This is a genomic window from Nitrososphaera sp., from assembly GCA_039938515.1.
Lineage (GTDB): Archaea > Thermoproteota > Nitrososphaeria > Nitrososphaerales > Nitrososphaeraceae > Nitrososphaera.
The window spans coordinates 304336-326752 of the sequence record JBDUUL010000015.1; the positions used below are offsets into that span (position 1 = coordinate 304336).

The following is a 22417-nucleotide window of genomic DNA, read 5'->3' on the forward strand; positions in this document are numbered from 1 at the left end:
GCTGATCCAGCTCCTAGGCCGCAGAGCTGTCTGCAAGCCTCGCGGCCTCGACTACCTCAAAGACGTTGTAGTACTGCCTATCGTCGAATATCTTGTCGACAAGCGCGATTGTCTCCGCGCGCGACATGGTCGAGTTTTCAGGGAAACTGGTGCTCAGGTATTCCATGATCTTACTCTTGTCAGCCGGAAACGTGACGTTTTTTAGTACCTGCGCAAGCGCCGCAGCTTTTGGAAAGTCGTGGACCATCATGTCATCCCGCTGCATGCCCTCGACCCCCTCCTGCTTGCGCAGAACATCCGCGATATGTTCAACGTTTCGCTCCGTAGGAATTTGATCTTTGTTTTCTCTGGACATTCTTACGCCGTATATTGCGCAGCAAGATATTTACGCGCACCGCAGGCACGGATAACCGATTTAATCAATAAGATATGTCTTGTACTTCAGATGGCTCACGCTATGGAGTATGATAAGAAGGCTGCTGCCTTTGGAGGATTTGACGCTCTGCTGTTTGATCTTTTTGGAACGCTAGTAGATACGAGTTCGCTTGCCCGCGGCTTTGAAGAAATAGGCATCGCCGTCGACGTCAAGGCATTTTCAGAGGCGTGGCAGTCCAAGCGGCTGCAGTACATGTGGGTAAACTCGCTTCTGACCAAGAGCAGCTCAAATACAGCTCCGGTCGTACAATTTCAACCGTTTGAAAAACTGTCTATTAGAGCCCTCAGTTATACTGCAAAGATGCACGGCATAAACCTGAGTGAGGATCAGATTGTAAGGATATCCGAGTCGCAGCTCTCTCTTGACATTTTGCCGGACGTGAGGCAGGGCCTAGAAAAGGTGCATTCGGCCGGCAATATCAGGATGTCCGTGCTTACAAACGGCTCAAGTCGGAACACGGAGAAGCTGTTACAGAAAAATGGATTGGACCATTACTTTGAGGCAGTAATAAGCGCCGAGGATGTGCGCTATTACAAGCCGAGCCCCGAACCATATTATCACGCGGCAAATGTTTTGAAGCTCCCAGCAAGCAGGCTGGTAATGGTGAGCGCGAACCTCTGGGACATTGCGGGGGCCCAGAACGCGGGCATGAAGGCGTGCTGGATAAACCGCGAGGCGATTTTGGATATCGACCAGATGGACGTTCGGGGCGACCTCTCCTTTCCGTCGCTTATCGAGTGAATGCAGTTCTTCGCTTCGGCGAGCCGGATTGGGGCACGCGCAGCCTAAGAAAGGTGGATAACCGATAAATGAAATGCACGCTAACCGGCCGGTAGAATTCAGGATGTCTGATTCGATAGACTCGGTTCCGCTAACGGGATTGTCCGTGTTTACCAAGGAAGACGAGGATCATTCCGTGGGAGTGGTCGAAGACGTCGAGGAGGAGAGCGGAAGCTTGATTGTCCGCGGTAACTTGGATCTTAGAAAATATTCTATTCCCCGCGACACTGTCGTGGGAATTGATCCCACTAATGAAAAGTTGATTCTGGACATGACGCGAGACGACTTCATCGAGTATGAAAAATGATGGCTTTTTACATACTTTTGCGACCAGGAGAGTCGAGCGGTTAATGTCGGGCATTCTAAATGACGACCAGTATGTTTGCGAGGTCTGCGGTCGGGGTTTTGGCACGAAGGAGAAACTGAGGGAGCACCTCTTTGAGCACGGCGCCGATAAGGTGCAAGAGCGGCTGGAACGAGCGCTCTAAATGACGGTGCACTTAACCTACTACATTTAGCGTACCGTGCATGAACGGATGTATTGTACAATGGTAGGCTAGCGAAGGCTGAGGAGTTGACGGCATCTTTGCCGAGCCGGATTGCCCGGCGGCGATTATCCCGGTGTCAAACGATCCATTGTCTGCTGTCGCAGTATGGGGCGCCGTGTCTCTGTTGTCCCATACCATCGGAACCCCGGCCTGCACTGAAGCGGGATTAGGCTGGTAGTACTCCTTTACCTGCTGCGCCCCGGCTCCCGCGGGGATTCGGATAGCTACAATGACGTTTCTTGCCCTTGTAGAGTTGTTTGACGGGCCGCTAGCCGAAGTGCTTGCTGCCGCTCGCTGGCCTGCTGTCTGATTTGAAGTCGCTGACCCTGTAGCATTTCCAGTCGCCGTGGTGTTGGCCAGGTTGGTGGTACTGTTTGAAGCAATCTGCGTTTCATTTGAAAAGCCGCGCAAAGACGGCGGGATCTCGGCCTCCTTGGGAGTAAGAACCGGTTGCGCAGGAAGGCCGTACTGCTTCCTCAGTGTATCCTGCTGCTTTTGGAGCACCGTAGTTGAAAAGCTTGACCCCAGATGACCAAACGACAAATAAAGTGCGATAATCGCCGTGATTGAAATCCCCATTACAAGCAGGCCGCCGGCCACTCCTTTCATGTACTTCGAGTAGCCGCCTGCATCCTCGTCGCCTCCCTTCTTTCCGGCAGCAGACATCCGCAAGTACTATATGCAGACATCAAATGAAAGGGGTTCGCTAGGCCAGGCTGTTAGCCAGTATTTTTCTTGGGAGGCAGGAACAATAAAGACGAAGTCGGGCTATTGCTGTCTGTGCCGGTGGTAATAGTGGTATTGGTTGAACTGGGGTCTGACACCGAACTCAGGGTGAACTTGTCAGTCATTTGCGGCTGGGTGTATACATGGTTGCCCTGAGACAGTATTCTCACCGTAAGATAATAGGGGACGTTTTTTGTCATGATGGGTCCCTGCAGATGAAACGTCCCCGAGCCGGAGTGGTCATGATGCCCTCTAAAGTCAGGCCCCCAGGTTGTGAACTGGGAGGCAATAGGCTTGGTAGCATTGCCGGCCGTTGCATTTAGCGGCAATAGTTCCAGATCGAGGATTCCGCTTTCTGTAACAAAGCTGTGCCGGCAGAGCACTGCAGTGTCATTTGAAACCGTGACGTTGTACTTCAGCCCCTGGACTGGCGGAATTGAAACCAGCTTGGGGACAAACGAGACAACAAAACTTGTCTTGCTCGATGCATCAAAAGGCAAGGTCCCCACACCGCCAATGAGCATGTTCATGTAATAGCCCTTCTGCGTGGTGTTGCCCACGTTAATCGTTCCCTGAAGAGAGCTGTCCAGAGTATCCGAGTAATGGTAAGTGCCAGCATGGGTGAACTGGTGGGCGTACCAGCCGCCGTTTGCAAGAATGATTTTTGAGTCAAAGTTTTCCGGCGAACCAGAAGAGGTCACTGTATGGTTGGCACCGTCGTTGTTCACCCACAGCACCGTCAAGTTCAGAGGAATCGATGCGACCGACGGCTTGAGCTCCCAGGTGCCGCTTGATGCAGAAGTTATTGTAATGTTGTACGATGGTACCTCCCGTAGCTTGGATAACATCGGCGGGTCTGCCGTTGTTACCTGCACGGGAAAGCTGGCACTGTAGGCTGACAGAAAAATCCCATCGCCAGAGGCAAGGACAAGCAGGCCGGCAAAGCAGCAAAACTGAAAATATAGTCTCATGTTGTGCTCGCCTGCTCTACGCGGTGAAGCAATCACCGACCTATGGCGATTGCTAACCGCAAATTCACCTAATAATGGTTTTAGAATCTTTTACGTGCAAAAAGTTCCCAGCATACAACCTGCGCAGCCGAGATTTCAACGGTCGAAAGAAAAGAAAAATCCCGCCCGGCGCGCCAAACCGGAGCGGGCGGACATTCTTAACCTACTTGCCTGAGGGGGAATTGCTGGATGTGTAATTGCCAACTGGCATTTGGTTCGGAGCCGCTTTTGACGGTGTCATTGCAGGATTTGGCAAAACTGTATAAGTAGAGGTGCTATGGCCTGAACTGCTGCCCGATGCAGAAGTCGTCCCCGCGGAAAACGCCGGCAGGGCGAACTGATCTGTTTCATTGCTAAGCTTCGAGCTGTCCTTGGTGACGATCTGGACCTTGAGCGTGTACTGAGTATTCTGGGTCATCACCGGCCCCTGTATATGGAAGGTGCCAGTGTTACCATGACCTTCCTGGCTTACAAAGTCTGGACCCCATGTCGTGAACTGCTGCTGGATTGGCTTCGTGCTGTTGATTCCATGACTTGGCTTTGGCACAAGCTCTAGGTAAAGGATGCCTGATACGGTGTCATATGCATGAGAGTACAGCCTGGCAGTAGAGTTCGAAATGGTAACATTGTACGTCGTTGCGACAGCAGGAGGTATGCTGATGTCCTTTGGCACAAAGACCGTCACAAAACTCTGCGGATTTGATGCGTTGAAAGGAAGTACTCCAAGCCCGCCAATCAGCATGTTCATGTGCGAGCCTACCTCCATCCCATTGCCCACGTTGATTATGCCCTTGTCGGTCGCATTCTGGCCGTCATAATAGATGTACGTTCCGACCTTGTTGAATTTGAACATGAACGAACCGCCGTTAGGCGCCAGCGCGCGCGAGAATATTGTGGCCGGTGGAGTATATGTCGAGTTAACCACCGTCTGGACCGTATGGATGCCAATATCATTGTTAAACCATATTACAGTCGTGTTGACCGGGATTGACACGACCCTTGGGGTAAACTGCGTTGAGCTGTTTTGCGAAGATGGCTGCAGGTTGATTGTATAGGTCGGTTCGTCGCTGAAGGTGTAGAAGATCGGAGGAGGAAAGGTACCCTGAGCAAACGAGTTTGTGTTCAGCTTCGCGGTCGGCTGGGCATAGGAGCTTGCCGGCACGACAATAAGTGAAGTGGCTGCCAGCAGCAGTAGGGCTGGCACAATACGGGCGTTGTGAGAATTAGCCGGCGTTCCAGTGTTTTTCTTTGCCGAAGAGAACGGGTCTATCATGCTGCAATGTTTGGCGCCCGAAGAAATATTGGATTTACTTGATTTTTCCAGCATCTGCCTCGGCATCCGGCATCGGTGAGAACATACAATATCTTATTGCGGAACGCCCCAGCAAGTATTTTTCTCGCTTCGAACGGTACGTCCATGCGTCTTGGAAAACATCATTTGGCCAGGCGGCCAAACGTACGTTCAAAGCTGTCTGAAATTGGCGTCACAAGCACCTTGTCCAGCTTGCCAGCAACTGATACAAAGAGCAGCGCGACCGCTACACCAAGCATAATGCCTCCGGCAACGTCGAGCGGAGTGTGGGCCCCGAGATAAACACGTGACAAGCAGACAACCCCTGCTTCAGCGGTCATTGCAATGGAAATGACAGTCTGCCTTGGCGTGCCGCGGTAAAGCGCCAGCAGTACCGTTGCGCCTGCGGAAACGAGCAGGGCATGGCCAGAGGGAAAAGAAAACGAATTGTCCGGCGCAATCACAAAGTCGTCGGCAGGAATCGCAGGCCGCGGCCGGCCAACAATTTCTTTGGCCACAGTACCAATCGGAATAAGTGCAATCATCAGCAGCCCCATCGTCACCGCAGCGATTCTTCCCTGCCTGCCTCCAAATACAAAAAGCAGGATACCGGCCGCCGGCCACACGACTTCTCTGCCATAAGCAGTAGCAAGGAGCATGAGCGAATTGAGAATACCATAGTGAGGCTCGTTTAATTGCAAAAACATCGACCGGTCCGAATGCTGAACTGGGGACGGAACGCCTGTATTACAGCAGCTTCCTGGCGAGACAAGAACTGCCAGCAAAACAAACAAAACAAAGAGCGCGGCAGCAGCCGCAACAAACCTCCTCACCAATTCAACCCTTTATGCCAATTAGCGTTGCAAGCCATCCTTAATTATATTGCTAGTTTGTACGCCACCGAGTTGCTGTGCGATGGCGCGTTTGTGGGCTAGATTTAAGTACGCTGGCGGCAATCTAGCTGCAATGTCGGCACCTCAAAAAGTTGCGGTTGTTACTGGAAGCTCTAGCGGAATCGGGCACGCAGCAGCCGTTGCACTTGCGAACAACGGATTTCTCACTTTTGCCACCATGCGCGACCTGGGAAAAAGAAGTACCATAGATTCTGCCGCAAAAGGCATGCCTGATGGCGGCAAGAATCTGAGGGTTGTACAGCTCGACGTTACTGATGACTCGTCAGTGAAAAACGCGGTGCAGTCGATCGTGTCAGAATCGGGCAGGATTGACGTGCTTGTAAACAACGCCGGTTTTGGCGTCATGGGGGCTTTTGAAGACGTTTCAATAGAAGAGCTTAGAAAGCAGTTTGAGACCAACGTGTTTGGAGCTGTGCGCGTCACGCAGGCTATCTTGCCGACAATGAGAAAGCAAAGGTCGGGCAGGATTATCAACATGAGCTCCGGTGCAGGCAGGCTTGGATACCCTGGCGGCTCGGCGTACATTGCCTCAAAGTTTGCCCTTGAGGGCATCAGCGAATCGCTCGCCTATGAGGCAGACTTTTTCGGCATCCAGGTTTCTCTTATCGAACCGGGATTTATCCGGACTAACTTTGGCAACGGCATGATCCTTGCAAAGAAGGCGCAGGACACAGGCTCACCGTATCTGCAAATGATGCACGGTATGTCTAGCTTTTTCGACAAGGCCATGGAAAACGCCAGCCCGCCGGAGCTTGTTGCAGACCGAGTGGTTGAGGCCGCTACTGCCAGCAAGCCCAAATTGCGCTATCTGGCTGGGAAGGACGTTGAGCAGTGGGTAGGCGCCCGGAACAGCATGTCGGACGATGACTTTTTTGCAATGATCAAGCAGGGCATGATGCCAAGTAGCGGATGAGCTTTATCTGACTCCCACAGTGGCTTCAGTAAAAGCCATTACCGGTTATCGCCCGCTATGTATTTCCGCCGCGCCAGAGTGTGAGCCAGCTAGATCATCAAGAGGTCGTCGACAGGCTGTATCATAACCACAACCTTGTCACCCTTGAGCGCTTTTTTAATCCTCCCTGAGATCTCTTCCACGTCGTCCGAGTTTACCACAAAGGCGATCACCTTTCGGGTAGTATAGGCGAGCTCGGCGGTGCCGACACCTCTTCCTGTTGTAACTCGCTCTTTTTCCTTTGTCGCTCTCTTGACATCATAGATTGTCGCGTCTAGTCCCATTTCCCTGATGGCTGCTGAAATAGCGTCTATGTTTTCCGGTTTGGCTATTATTGCAAGCCTTTTCATGTTCTTTGATTTCTTGCTCGGTTTTTCAGAGTAAGTGATTTCAAAGGGGAGCGTCAGGCTTTCCCTTGTCAACCCTGTACTTGCCCCTGCCGCAGTAGAAAAGCCATTGTATCACGCTGCACTGCATTTGTGGAAAATTACATAACTTCAAAATTCTCCAAACGTACGGCAGACAGCAATATTTTCCCCGTATTCTTGCACTTTTGCTTCGAAATATCCAAAAAGGCTAATAATGATAGCAAGCTACAGCTGAATGCCATGCGGGGAGATGCGCCTTTCTCCATCCCCTCAGATGCAACTTGGCGCACCAATGACCCGTATGGATGATAATTTTATCAAATTGCATACGGTACGCTATTCTAAATGTCTTTTGCAATTCAATTGCAGTTGGCCATGTCTGGGTCGCCGCTGATAAACGCGCCATAATCAAACCATGCTCCAGTCAGCAGGAGCGAAATGCCTAGTCCAAAAGCGCCCATATCATGCGTGTGCTGGAATTACTGGACATTAAGCGTTATCGTGATGCGCCAGTTCCATTCGTTTTTGGAAGTTTTTCACGACTCATCCTGGAGTTTCACTGTAGCGTCTTGATGCCTTTCGTCTTGGGGTTTCAGATAGTAGTCAAGTGAGCCCTTGTCGCGGTTTGCAGTTAGCGCATTTTTCCTGCGGTTTTCCACTTGTTGCTCAAGCATATCTATCATTTTTTGGTTTGCCAGAATTACTGTCATAAGAAATGCTTCCTGTGGCATCTGCTCCTTTGCGTTAAACGCACCGATAAATTGCCGGGTCTCAGACAGCATTTCTGTGAACAGCTCCTTGTTTTCGTTCTTTAGAAACACCGAAAAGGCGTTCCAGCTGGCAAGCTCGCGCTCGTATGCAGACGACATGTCCTACAACACAGCAGGGTATCAAAAATAGCTGTAGGTTGTACCGGAAGTGGTTCAGGCCGTATCCGAAAGACATTATTCGTAGCGGTAACACGTAACCGTGTGGCGACCAGCCAGGCTGGCAGGACGTTGGTCATTGCGGGCGCAGTAGTAATTGCACTCGGCCTGCTTTTTACTTTGCAGAGCAAGTCCGCAGTCGGCCCGAGGTCTTCATTCATGTACAACAACCCACAGTGGACAGTTAACGGAATTGCAATAGCATATGCCGGGATTGCAATTACCATCTTCGGCGTTGTGCTCTACCTGTACGGCAGGAGACAGAAATCCCAGCCGCAGAGAAATGGGAGCAGTATATAAGACCGGTAGCCGCCAAAGAATGCAAATGCAGGGCATTCAAAAGGAAAAGTGTATTTCATGCGGCATCGGCTTCATGTCGGAAGACGGAGCCAAGATGTGTCCCACATGCTCGATGTCACGAGGCGGGCAGGGCCATGAAATGGGTGGATGTGGCTGCGGCGGCCATCACCACTAGACGTTTTTATTTTTTCTAATAGCCAAATTTTTTCGGATTTGCCTCAAACTGCGTCTTGCATGCAGCTGAGCACAAGTATACCTTTTTTCCGCCAGACTCGGAAACGTGCTTTGCAGTCTTTTCATCAACCATCATTTTGCACACGGGATCTTTGAACACGTTCTGATGAGTGCATCCTCCATAAATAAAGCCTAGGCTGCCGCATGACTGAATATGTGGTCGCTCGTTACAGTCCGGTTTGAGGGCTCTACATCACGCTGAGCCAGTATGGCAAACGTGTCTTCCAGGTCGCAGCACTCACACCTACCTTCGATACACAGAGCTCTAGAATCATGGTCACAACTTCCACACTTACACCTGTAAACCTCAGGCTCAATACCCTGCAATGCTATCGCATCGAAACAATGGATTATTAGCCTAGCGCCTGATTATTCCGGCATGCAGACTTTGAACAATTTTGCGGATGGACCGTACTCAAAAAAGGAAAATTGAGCTAAAGATCCTTTTTTAGGTCCTTAGCTGCGTCTCCCGCCTTTGTCTTTGCCTTGTTGAGCGTCTCGGAGCTAGGCTTGCCTTCTGCATGGTCTTTTGGCCGTATCCGCCTTGGCTCTTACATCCTGCTCAAAGTTTTTTGCGTCCTTTCTGAGATCTGTCACGCAGTTTCCTTCGCGGCATTGTTTAACAACGCTGCTGGGAAAACAGCGTGTAAGATGTCACCTAGAATATTTCAGTCTGCAGCCTGCGCAACTGCACCATCCGACTCTAACTTCTTACTAGATCGTCCATTGCGACCGCGTTTCCTATATCCAATACGCCATTCTGACTATCAATAACAGCTGCCATCAATGGGATTATGTCTGACCATTTTTTGTCAGGATTTTTTTGCAGCAAGAGTACTTTTGCTATGATTCGCTCAGACTACGACCAGCATTTCGCGAAGAGTCTGAACCTTTTCGAGTGTCTGCCTGCCCTTCTGGGTAGTTGCAAAAGTCTGGTCCAATGGCTCGAACTGGACAAGACCCTTCCTAATAAGGAAGGCAGTCGCTTCCTGAACTTGGGACTGAGGTAGGAAAGCTTTGTACATCAGCTTTGTCCTAGTCACTGGAGTGGTCGCTGCGTTTAATATGTCGCAGAGCATCTCAAACCGCGTCCGGTTCGCCATCCGCATTATAGTGAGCTGGCTGATCTTAATTGGGATTTTGTCGAGGGTTATAGAGGTAAAAGGCCTTAGAAGCTAACTGTAAATGCCAACTATTTGATCTTAAAGCCGAGAAGCCCGACAATGGTCGAAAGGAGGAGAGGAGCCTTTGATGAGAAGGCAACCATACTTGAGGAGCATGATTATAATCCCCTCTCCCACGCTATGCTACGCGCTCCGGGTGGATAAACATTACTCTAACAATCAATGATTGGCGCATCAGTATAGATTGTTACGTACGATTTTCTAAAAAGGATGCATGCATCATGTGAAGAGAAGTATTACCCGACTACTTCCCCACGACTCCGCACTGAGCGATCCTGTATGGGACGCGTAGAGGGGGCTTGTTGGTTTGACCCCCTCTATCTCCATGCAGCCGACTTAAACCTGCAAGCAATACGGCGCGTTCAAGGTTTTGTTAGTCAACTTCTATTTCTGTTGCTGTTCAAACAGTACCATGTCATACGTGTCAGGCGACAAGAACTACACCGACCCGCTCAATTCGGGAGCTGGCTCTGCAGGCAGAGTTGGCAGCACAAATGGCGAACCTGCAGAAAACCTAGCTGCGAACCGAAAGACCGCAGTCAAGACTGCCAATCTTTTGGAGGGATTAGATTTTCCCGCCACAAAAGAAGACATAAAGAATCACATAAACAGAAAATCACCTGCGATGGGCAATCGCACGAACGATGTTGTTGAAGCGATTTGGAATAAGCTGGATGACAAGGTTGAGTATCATAGCGCCTATGAAATAGAAAAAGCCGCAGGTCTTGTGAGGGAATCTGGATAACACTTTAGCTCAGGTTCATGTGCAGGAGTCGGGACAAGACCTGTCCCTCCAGACTACAGTGATTCTGGATTCTCTAAAAAACAAGCGCGCTCGGCACCTGCGGATAAATCCAAAAAAATAGTCGGGATGGCCTACTTGATTCGCAGGCCAGAGCACAGCGTATGTGCCGTAATCGATACTTGATCCGTTCCGGTGTTTATCAGGCCAGCCTGCCAGCCCTCTGCCTTGGTTGTCGTCCCTACCACTACAGGCGTGTTTGAGGTCAGAAAGACACTGTTTGGGGTGACCTTTGCAGAGGCATACTTTATTTCGTACCCGCCGTTTACGACTGTATCACCCGGCTTGCACAGAGCGATTGCGGTAGCATTTGTCAGCGACGCAACGTCGACAGACTTGCTGCCGATATAGGTTACTTCGACGGTCTGTTGTGTTGCATTGCTGTTTGCTGCCATTGCCTGGCCGAACCTTCCAAGGCCACCGCCGTATATCGCTCCAAGCAGAACTGCTGCTGAAGCAAGCAGAACAACGATGACATATTTCTGGTGCATTGAAAACGTGCTATCGTTTAGGCAATTAAGAAGTCCGCGTAATGTTTGCGTAACTTGACGCTCTAAGATAACTCGAAAAAAAGAAAGGAAAAGGCTGCTCTAACCTCTGCCGCAGCCCCAGATCATGTCAAATACCGAGAGCGATTCTGAACACTGGGTGGCGTCTACAGTCGCATAGTTGTCATTCTCGTTGTACCCATACTGGTCGTTGCTTTGGCTCTGGCTGTTAGTGACATTCTGGTACTGGGTCGTTGACTGGTCCGAGTTCTGGTTGCCTGTTGTTGTTCCGCCGCCGCTTGCGCCCTGTGAAGGTGTATTGCTATTTGTCGCGGTGTTGCCGCCTCCAAATTGGTTGTTGCTTGCAATGGTTGCCATTTCTGGGCCGTACTGTGTGTTAGTCTGTGTTGCGCTGTTTGGATTGGTCAGTGTCGCCGAGTTGGTTGCTGAGGTATCGCTACCTACGGCAAGCGCGCCCTGGCTCAACGTCACAGTTGGCTCATTGTAGTTGTAATTCTCTCCGTCCTGAGAGTTGGACTGGGTCTGAGTGTTTGTCACAACCTGCCACTGGCCGAGCGACTGGTCCGAGTTCTGGTTGCCTGTTGTTGTTCCTCCGCCGCTTGCAAGTTGAGAAGGAGCGTTGGTGTTGCTGGCAGTGTTGGTTGCAACATTATTGCTGGTAATCGCTGCCGTTTGTGACGATGACTGGTCGTTCGACTGTGTTGCGCTGTTTGGATTGGCTATGGTTGCCGAATTGCTCGCACTGCCGTTTTCAGAACCGGCGCTCTGCGTGGCTGTGTAAGTAGGCTCATTGTAGTTGTAGTTGTATCCGTCCTGGCTGGAACTCTGGTCCTGCGAGTTTGAAACTACCTGCGCTTGCTCTGCTGACTGGTCCGAGTTCTGGTTGCCTGATGTCGTTCCGCCGCCGCTTGCGCCCTGTGACGGGTTATTTGTATTGCTTGCGGTATTTGTCGCTGTATTATCGCTTGTAATAGTCGCGGTCTGACTGTTCGACTGGGTGTTGCTTTGGTCCACGGAGTTGCTGTTTGCTATGGTCAGCGAGTTTGAGCTGTCCGCAAACGCGGGAATAGCGCCTACGGTCGCCGCCACTACGGTAAGCATTGCTGCTACCTGTACGTTGGTCTTTCCGAACATTCAAAAAATTTGCAGGGTGGTATTTTTAATAAGGAGTCCTCATGACGAATCTCAAACGCGATGGCAGATTATTATTCGCCAGATTTATCGGCAATCGCAGCAGAGATAAATCTAAGGTTAGCGTGTGACGACTTGTTTTAGTCAACAAGAATTCAAAAACAAATCCTATTGTTCTATGCAAGCAGAAATTGAGAAAGTTGTGTAGAACCCCTTTTATTTTCAGAATCAATCCCGCATTGAGTACGGATGAGAGAAAACAGCGTACGTCTTGCAATTACTCTTGCCTGCGCGGCTCTGCTGGTTGCCGGCGTGGCATCAAATGGTTTTACAGCAGTCAGGGCAGACGCGGTCGCCGCAAAACTGAGCCAAAAGTCTGGCAATTACATTATCAACTATATCTACGAAATAGACGTCGGCAAGAACCTGCCTAGGCTTGCCGCAAGCCCCTCAAGCGTAGCCCCTGGAAATACCTTTGAGATAAACGGAACCAATTTCAAACCAAATTCTACAGCCAAGGTCGACATTTTTGCAGGAAATTCGGTTACGCTTCAGAGGAGCAATGGATCTATGTCTGGAAGCGCAGCTATATTGTTGTCAAGCTCAAATCTGACACTTGCAAGAAGTGCTTCGCCGGTGGTTGAAAACGCGCCCTCGGGCCGTGGCACCGCAGGAAACGGCACCGTGTTTATTGTGACAAAGATTTCGACGAGTGATCTGGCCCCAGGCAATTATCATGTGTCGCTTACCTGCGCTGGTGACAACCAGACCCGGGTTAATGAAACCGCAGCGGACCCTCTTGTGACAGGCTCTTCGGCAAAGCAGTTCTTCAGGATGCAATTGCCAGCGGGGAAATACTCGGACTGCAACATTGACGTGATGTCAGCCGGAGGTTCGAGTACATTGAATGCCCGCGTCGGCACTTTTGATGTGGCCCCTAACGTGCCATCCGGAGTCCTGTTAGGCACAGGCCTTCATGGTGAATATCTGAAGCAGGCACATGTGGACAGCGGCGCACACGCAGGATCGTACGTGCTTTTGGCCCAGGGCAACTCGTCGTCAAGCGGCAAGCCGCTAAGGGCCATTGCTCCTCTTGCGATTACCACGACCGCAAATGGCAACTCTCAGTCTGCTTCCTCATCCTCCAGCCTGTCTTCAAATTTTGCTACGAGCATGAGCCAACAGCTCTCTACATCCACGGGCCAGGGCCAAAACAGTCCGTCTGCAAACCAGAATAAGACAAACCAACCCGGAAACCCGGGCCCAACAAACCACACCAGCGGCTCGCAGCAGCCTGCATGTGCCAGCACATCGTCCAGCTTTTCAAAGGTGATCAACAATGAAAAGCAGCTGTCGTCGCAGACCTCGAGCAACAACTCTACAAATGATGCTGTCGTGACTGTAGTCCAGAAGATAAGCGGCAGTCCGAATGGAGCCGGCGCCAAGATAAACAACAACGTGCTTGTCAGCAACACCAACACGGTGACGCAGCATATCAGTCAGTCCATTTCGCAGCATGCGAACATTGAAAACTGCGGCTCTGACGCTGCATCCAACTCTGGCCCGGCCAACCTCACCAACTCTATCTTTATGAACTCGACTCAGGACGCGTCAAACATCTTTTCGGATGATGCAACAATAATTATAATGCAGACGATAATTGTTCCAAAATCCTGCGACACCACAGTTGACGCCGGGGTGACTGTCAACAACAATAACAACGTGAAGCAGCAGATTACGCAGTCGATAAACCAGGATGCCAACATCTACTATGGAAGTTCTGGCGGGTCGGGCAGCGGAACGTATCAAAACAGCGTAACGCAGGTCTCAATCCAGGTATCCAACAATACCTCTGCCAACAGGCCAATCTATAACGTGAACCAGGTAATTATCGTGCCTGAGGGTTGCCCGGCAATAGTTTCATCCCCTGTGGTGGTTAATAACGTCAATAACGTAACCGAGAGCATATCGCAGGTGAGCAATCAGAACGCAACCGTCTATGCCGGAGTACCCGGCGGTGGACTAACTATTCTATCTTCCGTGTCAAATCCTCAAGGTCAGTCAAGTCTCACTAATACCATTACGGCGATAGCGTTGCAGAACGCCACGAACTCGTTTACCAATAACCCCACCGTGACGATTCAGCAGAAGGTTTACTATGTTGGCAACACGACCGGCTGGGACGCAAGCAACTACCAATCTATGCTTGCCAAGGAATTTGCAAACGAGAACGGCACAGGAGGATCAGCGCAGGGGCCTGCCGCTCACGCACAAAACTCTAGCTCTTCCACAACAAACCCTGGACAGCCAGCAGCTCAAAGCTCCGCAGCTGCAACTGTGCTGCCAAAAACTGCTGTCACAAATTCGACAGCCCCCACGCAGGGGGGCGCACTGAACGTGACCGCTTCACAGACCGGGCCTCCGGTTATAGCTCAGGGAAACAACACTTCGACTGCTAGTACAAACTCTACCAGCTCACCATCTCCTGATCACAGCGGGGCGCCATACACTCCCGGAGGGCCTAACAAACCCCAAGGTAGCTGATGCTGGTATTGTGAAAGGTTCCTGCCCCCGCGGACTGGAGGCAGAAACCCTGAATGTTCGGAAAGGCTTCCGCCTCCCCAATACGAATGTGCCCAGCGTCAAATATATTCAAACCACGTTAGTTAACATCAATAATTCCGGTTTCTAGCTCCGGCTGGCGCAGCAGAGTGTATGCCGACACTCGGGTTGAACATACCGTTCACGGTAGATTGCACCACATTTGAGCCGGGATATACTGACGAGCCGAAGCAATCGCTCGGTTGAAAAGTCAATCAGAATATCGCACTACGCCGCTTCTTGTGTTTGGGGGTATCTAGCTTGGGATGGTAGGTTTGAGGTGCGCATTGCTTCGTGTGTGATTTGGCTCCCCTGAGTCTGCGCGGCAGAACTGGCAGAAGCTGCCAACTTGCCCATTTGACTAACAATATAGTTCAAATCGTTTAACAACTCTCCTACTGTCTTGCCTGAACTTGTAGTCAGGTTTGAAATACCGCCTTGAACGCTTTTCTGTTTGCTTGTAGATTTTCGCCCGCGTCTTCCCTTAGACGCCCTGCGCCCCGGTCTGCCCCTAGCTGTTCGCCGTTTATGCGGTTCGGATTGATGATTAGCAACCTGCTGCGAAGATTTCTTGCTTGCCATGGTCAATATTGAATCAATAATTGTATTAATGGACAACAGAACATAGGTTGAGAATCGAGTTCCTGCTCTTGCGGCAAATCGCCCCAATTTTTCGAAAAGGCCCGGCCTCAAAGGCTCACTGACGCAGTCATTGGATATAGTTATCGGAAATTTCCCGTCTAATTGTCAGATGCGTTCTCCTGAAATTTGCATTCAACCTTTCTTGTACTACTCCTTTATACCTTGACCAATCTTATTCGTCATGACACAAAACGCGCAGCAAGGTAGGGGCTCTCAACGTGGGGGTCAGCAACAACAAGGCGGACTCGGCGAGGGTCTGGGTGGAACGGTTGAGCAGCTAACTGGAACTCTTGGTAATACCCTTTCTGGTGCGACGCAGGGACTGGGCCAAACGGCCGGGCAGCTTGGTCAAGGTCTGGGTGATACCGTGAGTGAAGTAGGACAGCAAGCGGGTCAGCTTGGCAATGGCTTGAGCGACATTACAACAAGTTCAGGAAGAACACTCGGGGACGTAGTGCAGGTCTTGGGACAGCTCGTAGAAGAGGTTGCAGAAGTGGTTGGAGAATCCGGAAATATCCCTCCAAAAGGCAATGAGCAGCAGGGAAAGCAAGGTCAGATGCAAGGTGGTGGCGGCCGAGGAGGACAAATGCAGGGCGGCGGCAGAATGGGCCAAGGCCAGGGAAACCAAGGCAGACAACAACACAACCAGGGCGGACCTCAGCAGCAACAGCAGCATGAAGGAAATAGGGGCAATCCTGGAGGCCAGCAGGGAAACCAAGGCGGCGGACAGCACAGGCAGCAGATGGGCGGAGGACAAATGCAAGGGCAGCGCGGCATGCAGCAGGGTCAACAGGGCCAAGGGCAGATGAACCAAGGCGAACAGCAATCAAAATCCATGAACGAATTACTTTCGTCTCTGAACCAGATTGTACAGGAACTCGGTTCCGCGCTTAACACGCAAGGTGGAATGGAGGCTTCAGCGGGCTTCCAGCAGGGGAATTCGCAGCAATCCGGCAGGGAGCAGCAGAACCAACAGCACGAGCGCTTCCAGCGTTAAACGAATCCGGGACGACTGCCTGCCGACGCAGGCAAGCCGTTTATTTTTCATTTTTACTTTACCTTGCACTTTATTTTGCAGGCAGATACTGCCCAAAACACGCTGTTCAAATCTGGATTTTGCGTGCGCTGCAACAAGCATTATGTGATAAATGAATTAATTCTATATGCGTCCGACCGGCTCTGAACCTTGGTCTGCATCTGCATTATTTGACATTGCAAACTTTAGGTTTGTTTCATTGAATTGTATCAAATCGTTTTTGTAATATTCAAGCCCCAGAGTACCATGTCTCAACAACAGCAATCCGACTTTCTGCAGTCAGCAGAGCAGGACCAGAGTTCACTTAACAAACCAATATTGGGTTTGTTCGAGCTGGTGGACAGGATTCTTGACAAAGGGCTCGTGATCGATGCATTTGTTTCCATAACAGTGCTTGGGATTCCGCTCGTGATAATTCGCGCTAGAATCGTCGTAGCTAGTCTGGACACATTTCTAAGGTATCAGGAGGCAATGGGCCTTCGCGGCGAACCCGGTGAAAAGGTTGAGCAGCGTCAGCAACAGGGGTTCGATCCTCAGCAGGCACAGGCTGATTCGCAGCGCCAGTTCCAGCCGCAACAACAAGGCTACGCCCCGCAGCAGGGCTACCAGATGGCATCTTAGAGCTCGCCCGAGCCCTAGGAGAGTGGTGTCCCGAGCTTGGCCGTTTGCATCGTTTGCGGTAGGTTTGACGAGACAGACCTCAGGTCTGCCCTGAACTATGGTTGGGTATTTCTTCGATGCCCCGAATGCCAGCGGGGTATACCCTTTGACATTATCGCTGGCCACATGGTCAAGCGAGGCAAGGAGGCATTAGTGCAGGGATTCTGTCCGGATCACTGGTTTAGGGACACCGGCATATGCGCATATTGCAGGGCAAAGCGGACAGGGCCGAATGCGGGGCAGACTGGACAGCAGCAGTATTCTCAATACGCGCAAGGTGATACCAGCGATGCAGTCGCTTGATTACAGCGAATACGGCAGTCCTCAGGGAGAAGGAGGTTCGGCCGGTCAAATTGGTTCCGGCGGCCTACTTGAACTGATTGACAAGGTCCTGGACAAGGGTCTCGTCATCAATGGCGATGTTACAATTGCCCTTGCAGGTGCAGAGCTTCTCTCATTAAGGATTAACCTCGTTATAGCCTCTCTGGAAACGGCAAAGAGATATGGCATAGAACTTCCCTGGGAAAAGTGGAACAGGATAGACCAGGATAATCAGGAGCTGCAAGTGGAGCAGGATGGTTGGGAGCAAACGGCCGCTCAGGACGGAAATGCACAGGCTCCTGATCTTCCCCCGGACGATGCACAGACTCAGAGCCAGCAACTTGCAAGTAACAAATCCCGGGCGAGATCCAATACACGGATCCAATCAAAGAGAACCAGCTCAAGCGCCAGCAGGCGAAATCGCACAGGCTCCCGAAGAGGCTGAGGGTTATAGTGAGCCGGCGTTCAATCACGCAGTCACGGACCCGGGTTGGCCGGCACTGGGATGGACAGCCGGGCTATGTGAATGCTCGATACCCAGAATCGCAAACGGATGAGCAAGTCGAAGACGGGCTTTCCAAGCTGATCCTGGCTATCGTAAAGGTGCTTCTGGAAGTCATGGAAAGACAGGCCGCACGAAGGGCCGGGGAAGGGTCTCTTTCGGCAGACGAGGTGGAGAGATTGGGCCGAGCACTGATTAGGGTCAGGAGCCAGTTTTCAAACCTCTGCCTGAAGTTTGGACTCAACCCGGATGACTTGGGCCTGCCCGTTCGGACATTTGAGGACATTCCCGAGGGGGATAACATTTTGCACCCGGGAACAACTGAGCCGCTAATCAATAACGAAATGGCGTCTTCCAATCGCATGGGATTGACGGCTCATACTCTGGCAAACATCCTTGACCGATTGATCGAAAAGCAGACGACAATTGCAGGCGAGGTGACAATGTCACTGGCGGGCATAGAACTGGTCGTGCTAAGGCTACTTGCATCCCTCCAGCCAGTACGGAGCAAAGCACCGGCGAAATCAAGAGCGAAGTCATGACATGGTTGAAAGCTGTAAATTAATGGGTACAGAGATACCATGAGCTCAGGCAAGGTCTCCGCCAACGGAACGGGCAAGTACGTCTACGGCGTTATGCGCTATCCTGAAGAGGAAGGTCCGCAGCCCTACTTTATCGAAAGGGCAGCGTTGACTCAAAAATCCGAGCAACCGTTAGCATCTATCGGAAATACCGGAATTGGAAACCGGCCGGTATCAGCGATCCCATACCGTGGCATAGCCCTGGTTGCAAGTGATATCCATTTGCATGAGGCTCGGTCTTTGACCAATGCGATAAACAAGAAATCTGCCGATGCAGGTTCAATAGGTCTAGAGTACATTCATTCCCACCAGCGCGTAATCGATCGATTGCGCGGCAACAATTACACGGTCATTCCGGTGAGATTTGGCTCGGTTCTTTCGCCCAACAATGCCCGCAAACTCTTGCAGGAAGGTCACGGCTATTTTTTGGAAAAACTGCAAATGCTCGTTGGAAAGGACGAATACGGCGTTACAATCGTCGCTCAGGCAGGTACAGAGCAGAAATTGGACGCAATAATTATGCGATATCCGGAAGTCAGTAGGCTGGCTGACAGGATGCAGGCAGAGCTCTCAAGCGGACAGACAGGCGCCCACCACTTCTCCTCGCTCAAGTTTGAGGACCTAAAGCGAAATATGAGGTTCAAGATTTTTGACGAACTTGCCAAGGATGCCAACCAGCTGCTCTCGGCCGCAGCATATGCTTCCGTACCCCAAAAGCCCACTGCAAACAACGCCATCTTTAGCAGGGCGTACCTTGTAGACAGGGCGAAACTACAAGAGTTTAACAAAACGCTTAACTCTTTGAACGAGCGCCTGCTCTCGCTTGGAGTAAAGATATTCAAGACTGGCCCTTGGGCTCCTTACTCATTCTCTATCGACAGCAAGTTCTCTAGAGCCGGCACTAGTACTCGAGGGGGCGATTTCCAACATGCTTCCGTTCAGCGCCAGAAGGGAAGAGCGCGGCTCTCTGATTCCACACTGGGAGCGGCTTCGCAAGCATGATAATCGAACTGCTGATACTCCAGATGACCTTGAATGGAATAAAATCGCTCGCGGAGAAGGAAGCGGAGGGGCAAAAGAGATCTCGCGATGTGGATCTCTTCAAGCTGCGCCTTGCAGACCAAGTCAATCGCTACCAGAGACAAGAACAAACCAGTCGCAAGGCTAAAGCTCGTAACGTCAACCTTCGTACACCGCCGCCTGTCGATCCAGGGCAGAATCGCAGCAAAAGAAGAGCGGCCCAGACAACGTAATAGATAGACTGGCCTTTCCACCGGACGCTATCTTTAGGCGATTTGGGCGATAACGAATGTGCCCAATTGGATAGACTTATGCTGCAGTAGCAGACCGCGTTGGAGGCCGTATTCCGTATTCTGCGTCGTAAACTACGTTAGTCACGGCGAATTGTATCCCGTCTATTGCCTTGATTTCCCGTGCAGCGCGACGCAGGCTGGCTGCATCCGCAGCCTCAATCTTGATAACCATGTCGTAAATGCCGCTAGTCCGGTAAACCTCCTTTACTCCCGCAATATTCGCCAAGACGGATTCTATAGAAGCCCGGTCCCTATCCGGATAGCGGGTAGCAAGAACAAATCCGTAAATCATGAGTAACCTTGGATGACTGCGGTTATATTAGAAATTGCCACTGTCTATGAGCTTACAAAGCTCCCTGAGAAAATGCAAATATCAATACCTGTTCTCATTTTTCCAGGCGCAGCCTCAATTATCAGTACTTTGGCTGATTGTCTGTTGTATCAGCCTCCACACAACCAAGGTAATAACGGACGGATTGTATACTATTTCGACGTAAAGTCATTAAGCCAACCCCCGACGAGCTCGCCGGACTGCCGAATAAATATGACGTAGCCGGTCCGCTCGCATCTAACCCAAGCAGCTGGAGGGAATCAGGTCCTATAAGCAGGGTTTGCGGCAACAGATTTTCTCAACCACGCTTCTCTGCCGGTTGGACGCAGCATACAAGTCAGGCCTTGGATATGGAAAGGCCGCATCAAGCCGAACCTGTATGATCTGCCCGGAGAGGAGAGCTTTTGATAAGGCGACCAGGCATGACCCGCGCGATATAGCTCCTCTCTAAAGCGATTTTCAGAATCCTGGAGACTAAGTCGTTTCGATTGATAAAAGGCGGGCATTGGCCGATACGGCATGGTCGGTTGCCAAACCACCCGCAAATTACTAGGACAGCCAGGCGTTGCCCGCCTTTGTGTGAACCTCCCTAGCGTCTTGAGGTGCATTGAGTTAGGCAATTGCAGTATTTATCGTAGGTGGTCAGTTTTGGCCATAGGCCGGAGAGGCCTCTGTCCCGCCATTTCAAAATCATAGAATTTTCGCCTGCTTTTCATATGCTGATTATGTCTAGATTTTTAGCCAATGGCGGACTGTATTTTTCATGGCACAAGCAAGGAACCACAATGACGTGATATTGTTTCACCGTGAAAGGGCCGCGTACCATCTGGAGCGCATGCTCTCAGCTCTTGAAGAGGGTGATTTTTTGCGCGCAAAATTACACCAGGAGGAATTAGACGCTGAAATGGGAGAGGTATTTGCAATCCGCCAGGTAACCAATTGGAAGTAATGCCCCGTTTTCATTAAAGATAATGGCCGGGAGCAGTCCTGATGATTCAAGGGAGGCGGTTAGCAGCGGCCTGTTCCATCGTGCATGACGGCTGCTCTTAAAGCCATAAGAAGGACGCGTTTCTTTAACTGGAGACGGCTCATATGGCGAAACTTCGAAAGCCAACCAAAGAACCACACTCATCGCATTCTATCCTGTCCGATTTTATCCTTGGCTCGCAGGACGGTCTGGTAAATGTTCTTGGCATCTTGCTTGGAATCTCGGCAGCAACAAGCGATGTCAAGATTCTCTTTGTCGCCGCATTTGCGGCCCTTGGCGCCGAATCGATATCAATGGGTGCAGTCGCATTTACGTCGACGCTTGTAAGACGCAAGCAGTACCTCAAGGAAGTAGAACGCGAAACAAAGGAGATGAAAGAAATTCCTGCTGATGAACTTGAAGAAGTCCGCGGCATATTACGCAATTGGGGATACCAAGGAGAGAGCTTGGAAACTATGGCAAATTACATCAAGGCTAACCCCAAGGCGATGCTGGAATTTATGATGTCGTTTGAACTCAAGCTTGCTCCAGTTGCCCAGAGCGAAGCAGCGCGGAGTTTCGTGATTGTGCTCTCCTCAACCGTATTTGGATCACTTATTCCTCTGGTGCCCTATTTTTTTGTAAGTTCCTCGACCATCTGGGTAGGTACGATAGCATCCGTAGTCCTGAGTGGGGCGGTTCTTTTTGGCATAGGCGCGTATGAGGCAAAGACGACTGTTGGTTCCGTATGGAAAAGCGGCCTGCAGATGACGCTTATCGGACTCGGGGCAGGATTGGCCGGCTACATGATTGGCCGATTGATAGGGGCGGCTCCATCCCTATAGACGGTCAAAATATAGCATGGTTTCTGGCAAGCGCGCTGGAGGTGGATTTTCAAGCCACAAGCATCAGGCCTGTTAGTTCCCTTTGTTACATCCCTTTGTTAATCAGTGGTTTTAAGCCTGCACTGGCTAGATAATGCATGAACACATGGAAGCCTGTCAGCATTGCTTTCATGATAATCGGCGGTATTGGCATCATAGTGAGCCTTAACCTGGTGACTCATGCCATCCTTAGGAACAATCAGCAGACAGTTCTCTCAAGCCTTGTTTTTGGCCTGATCTCAGCCGGCTGCAGCGGAGTGCTGTTCATGCTGGGATTCATGTCAGAGCGGCGAAAGCAGGAACAGTTTGCCTAGGCATAGGCGATTGTATTCCCAAATAATAACAGCGGGGTCACAATCTCATCCAGTGAGGAAAAGTCTGCATCCGCCTAAGCACAGCTGATTTATTTGGTTTGTCCAAGCGGTAAATGAGACGTATGATTCTCTGGACCTTATGTACAAGTTCTAG

31 protein-coding genes are annotated in these 22417 nt (G+C 50.9%); 19 read left to right on the plus strand and 12 right to left on the minus strand.

Annotated features, from left to right (window positions below):
* Positions 1-13: 13 nt before the first annotated feature.
* Positions 14-355: a DUF2795 domain-containing protein gene (locus tag ABI361_09715; protein MEO9320939.1), complete on the minus strand. Its 342-nt coding sequence runs from the start codon at positions 353-355 to the stop codon at positions 14-16.
* 90 nt (positions 356-445) lie between these two features.
* Here ABI361_09715 and ABI361_09720 point away from each other — a divergent pair, with 90 nt between their 5' ends.
* The 3 genes from ABI361_09720 (at position 446) to ABI361_09730 (ending at position 1704) form a co-directional block, all read left to right on the plus strand.
* Positions 446-1177 carry a haloacid dehalogenase type II gene (locus tag ABI361_09720; GenBank protein MEO9320940.1) on the plus strand — a complete coding sequence of 244 codons (732 nt, stop codon included), beginning with the start codon at positions 446-448 and terminating at the stop codon, positions 1175-1177.
* Positions 1178-1280: 103 nt separating this feature from the next.
* Positions 1281-1523, plus strand: a complete 243-nt coding sequence (locus tag ABI361_09725; GenBank protein MEO9320941.1) for a hypothetical protein — start codon at positions 1281-1283, stop codon at positions 1521-1523.
* Between the two features lie 43 nt (positions 1524-1566).
* Entirely contained in the window at positions 1567-1704 is a 138-nt protein-coding gene (locus ABI361_09730) for a C2H2-type zinc finger protein (protein ID MEO9320942.1), read from the plus strand.
* A 12-nt stretch (positions 1705-1716) separates the two neighbouring features.
* Here the strand turns inward: ABI361_09730 and ABI361_09735 are convergent, their stop codons facing one another.
* The 4 genes from ABI361_09735 to ABI361_09750 form a co-directional block, all read right to left on the minus strand.
* On the minus strand, positions 1717-2430 hold the full coding sequence (locus tag ABI361_09735; GenBank protein MEO9320943.1) for a hypothetical protein: 714 nt from the start codon (positions 2428-2430) through the stop codon (positions 1717-1719).
* A gap of 53 nt (positions 2431-2483) precedes the next feature.
* Positions 2484-3461, minus strand: coding sequence for a hypothetical protein (locus tag ABI361_09740; protein MEO9320944.1), 978 nt, complete (start codon positions 3459-3461; stop codon positions 2484-2486).
* Positions 3462-3663: 202 nt separating this feature from the next.
* Complete coding sequence (locus ABI361_09745; GenBank protein MEO9320945.1) at positions 3664-4839, minus strand: hypothetical protein; 1176 nt, start codon at positions 4837-4839, stop codon at positions 3664-3666.
* A gap of 95 nt (positions 4840-4934) precedes the next feature.
* Positions 4935-5624 carry a phosphatase PAP2 family protein gene (locus tag ABI361_09750; GenBank protein ID MEO9320946.1) on the minus strand — a complete coding sequence of 230 codons (690 nt, stop codon included), beginning with the start codon at positions 5622-5624 and terminating at the stop codon, positions 4935-4937.
* 133 nt (positions 5625-5757) lie between these two features.
* On the opposite strand from ABI361_09750, the gene ABI361_09755 reads away from it, so the two are divergent.
* Entirely contained in the window at positions 5758-6618 is an 861-nt protein-coding gene (locus tag ABI361_09755; GenBank protein MEO9320947.1) for an SDR family oxidoreductase, read from the plus strand.
* An 89-nt stretch (positions 6619-6707) separates the two neighbouring features.
* On the opposite strand, the gene ABI361_09760 is transcribed toward ABI361_09755, so the two are convergent.
* Entirely contained in the window at positions 6708-7079 is a 372-nt protein-coding gene (locus ABI361_09760) for a P-II family nitrogen regulator (GenBank protein MEO9320948.1), read from the minus strand.
* A 482-nt stretch (positions 7080-7561) separates the two neighbouring features.
* Positions 7562-7894 carry a hypothetical protein gene (locus tag ABI361_09765; GenBank protein MEO9320949.1) on the minus strand — a complete coding sequence of 111 codons (333 nt, stop codon included), beginning with the start codon at positions 7892-7894 and terminating at the stop codon, positions 7562-7564.
* A 102-nt stretch (positions 7895-7996) separates the two neighbouring features.
* Between ABI361_09765 and ABI361_09770 the strand changes: the two genes are divergently transcribed.
* Positions 7997-8251: a hypothetical protein gene (locus ABI361_09770; GenBank protein ID MEO9320950.1), complete on the plus strand. Its 255-nt coding sequence runs from the start codon at positions 7997-7999 to the stop codon at positions 8249-8251.
* A 25-nt stretch (positions 8252-8276) separates the two neighbouring features.
* On the plus strand, positions 8277-8426 hold the full coding sequence (locus ABI361_09775) for a hypothetical protein (GenBank protein ID MEO9320951.1): 150 nt from the start codon (positions 8277-8279) through the stop codon (positions 8424-8426).
* Positions 8427-8441: 15 nt separating this feature from the next.
* Here the strand turns inward: ABI361_09775 and ABI361_09780 are convergent, their stop codons facing one another.
* Positions 8442-8585, minus strand: coding sequence for a YHS domain-containing protein (locus ABI361_09780; protein MEO9320952.1), 144 nt, complete (start codon positions 8583-8585; stop codon positions 8442-8444).
* A gap of 754 nt (positions 8586-9339) precedes the next feature.
* Complete coding sequence (locus tag ABI361_09785) at positions 9340-9588, minus strand: winged helix-turn-helix domain-containing protein (GenBank protein MEO9320953.1); 249 nt, start codon at positions 9586-9588, stop codon at positions 9340-9342.
* 493 nt (positions 9589-10081) lie between these two features.
* Here ABI361_09785 and ABI361_09790 point away from each other — a divergent pair, with 493 nt between their 5' ends.
* Positions 10082-10414 (plus strand): hypothetical protein, encoded by a 333-nt coding sequence (locus tag ABI361_09790; GenBank protein ID MEO9320954.1) that lies wholly within the window; start codon positions 10082-10084, stop codon positions 10412-10414.
* A 131-nt stretch (positions 10415-10545) separates the two neighbouring features.
* Here the strand turns inward: ABI361_09790 and ABI361_09795 are convergent, their stop codons facing one another.
* A complete protein-coding gene (locus ABI361_09795) occupies positions 10546-10962 on the minus strand; it encodes a hypothetical protein (GenBank protein ID MEO9320955.1) in 417 nt (138 codons plus the stop codon).
* 99 nt (positions 10963-11061) lie between these two features.
* Positions 11062-12114 carry a hypothetical protein gene (locus ABI361_09800; GenBank protein MEO9320956.1) on the minus strand — a complete coding sequence of 351 codons (1053 nt, stop codon included), beginning with the start codon at positions 12112-12114 and terminating at the stop codon, positions 11062-11064.
* A 246-nt stretch (positions 12115-12360) separates the two neighbouring features.
* Here ABI361_09800 and ABI361_09805 point away from each other — a divergent pair, with 246 nt between their 5' ends.
* The 9 genes from ABI361_09805 to ABI361_09845 all read left to right on the plus strand — a co-directional run bounded on the left by ABI361_09805 (position 12361) and on the right by ABI361_09845 (position 19707).
* Entirely contained in the window at positions 12361-14655 is a 2295-nt protein-coding gene (locus ABI361_09805; protein MEO9320957.1) for a hypothetical protein, read from the plus strand.
* A 1196-nt stretch (positions 14656-15851) separates the two neighbouring features.
* Positions 15852-16163, plus strand: coding sequence for a hypothetical protein (locus ABI361_09810; GenBank protein MEO9320958.1), 312 nt, complete (start codon positions 15852-15854; stop codon positions 16161-16163).
* Positions 16160-16351 (plus strand): hypothetical protein, encoded by a 192-nt coding sequence (locus tag ABI361_09815; protein MEO9320959.1) that lies wholly within the window; start codon positions 16160-16162, stop codon positions 16349-16351. Before ABI361_09810 ends, ABI361_09815 begins: the two co-directional genes overlap by 4 nt.
* Positions 16352-16636: 285 nt before the next feature.
* Positions 16637-17011, plus strand: coding sequence for a gas vesicle protein GvpJ (gene gvpJ, locus ABI361_09820; GenBank protein MEO9320960.1), 375 nt, complete (start codon positions 16637-16639; stop codon positions 17009-17011).
* A gap of 36 nt (positions 17012-17047) precedes the next feature.
* Complete coding sequence (locus ABI361_09825; GenBank protein MEO9320961.1) at positions 17048-17353, plus strand: hypothetical protein; 306 nt, start codon at positions 17048-17050, stop codon at positions 17351-17353.
* Positions 17340-17816, plus strand: a complete 477-nt coding sequence (locus tag ABI361_09830; GenBank protein ID MEO9320962.1) for a gas vesicle protein — start codon at positions 17340-17342, stop codon at positions 17814-17816. Before ABI361_09825 ends, ABI361_09830 begins: the two co-directional genes overlap by 14 nt.
* A gap of 8 nt (positions 17817-17824) precedes the next feature.
* Positions 17825-18415 carry a gas vesicle protein K gene (locus ABI361_09835; GenBank protein ID MEO9320963.1) on the plus strand — a complete coding sequence of 197 codons (591 nt, stop codon included), beginning with the start codon at positions 17825-17827 and terminating at the stop codon, positions 18413-18415.
* 39 nt (positions 18416-18454) lie between these two features.
* On the plus strand, positions 18455-19456 hold the full coding sequence (locus ABI361_09840) for a GvpL/GvpF family gas vesicle protein (GenBank protein MEO9320964.1): 1002 nt from the start codon (positions 18455-18457) through the stop codon (positions 19454-19456).
* A complete protein-coding gene (locus tag ABI361_09845) occupies positions 19453-19707 on the plus strand; it encodes a hypothetical protein (protein ID MEO9320965.1) in 255 nt (84 codons plus the stop codon). The genes ABI361_09840 and ABI361_09845 overlap by 4 nt, the downstream gene beginning before the upstream one ends.
* Positions 19708-19783: 76 nt before the next feature.
* On the opposite strand, the gene ABI361_09850 is transcribed toward ABI361_09845, so the two are convergent.
* Entirely contained in the window at positions 19784-20059 is a 276-nt protein-coding gene (locus tag ABI361_09850; protein MEO9320966.1) for an Lrp/AsnC ligand binding domain-containing protein, read from the minus strand.
* A gap of 802 nt (positions 20060-20861) precedes the next feature.
* On the opposite strand from ABI361_09850, the gene ABI361_09855 reads away from it, so the two are divergent.
* The 3 genes from ABI361_09855 to ABI361_09865 all read left to right on the plus strand — a co-directional run bounded on the left by ABI361_09855 (position 20862) and on the right by ABI361_09865 (position 22263).
* A complete protein-coding gene (locus ABI361_09855; protein MEO9320967.1) occupies positions 20862-21047 on the plus strand; it encodes a hypothetical protein in 186 nt (61 codons plus the stop codon).
* Between the two features lie 143 nt (positions 21048-21190).
* A complete protein-coding gene (locus ABI361_09860; GenBank protein ID MEO9320968.1) occupies positions 21191-21910 on the plus strand; it encodes a VIT1/CCC1 transporter family protein in 720 nt (239 codons plus the stop codon).
* A gap of 137 nt (positions 21911-22047) precedes the next feature.
* Positions 22048-22263 carry a hypothetical protein gene (locus tag ABI361_09865; protein ID MEO9320969.1) on the plus strand — a complete coding sequence of 72 codons (216 nt, stop codon included), beginning with the start codon at positions 22048-22050 and terminating at the stop codon, positions 22261-22263.
* Positions 22264-22417 lie beyond the last annotated feature (154 nt).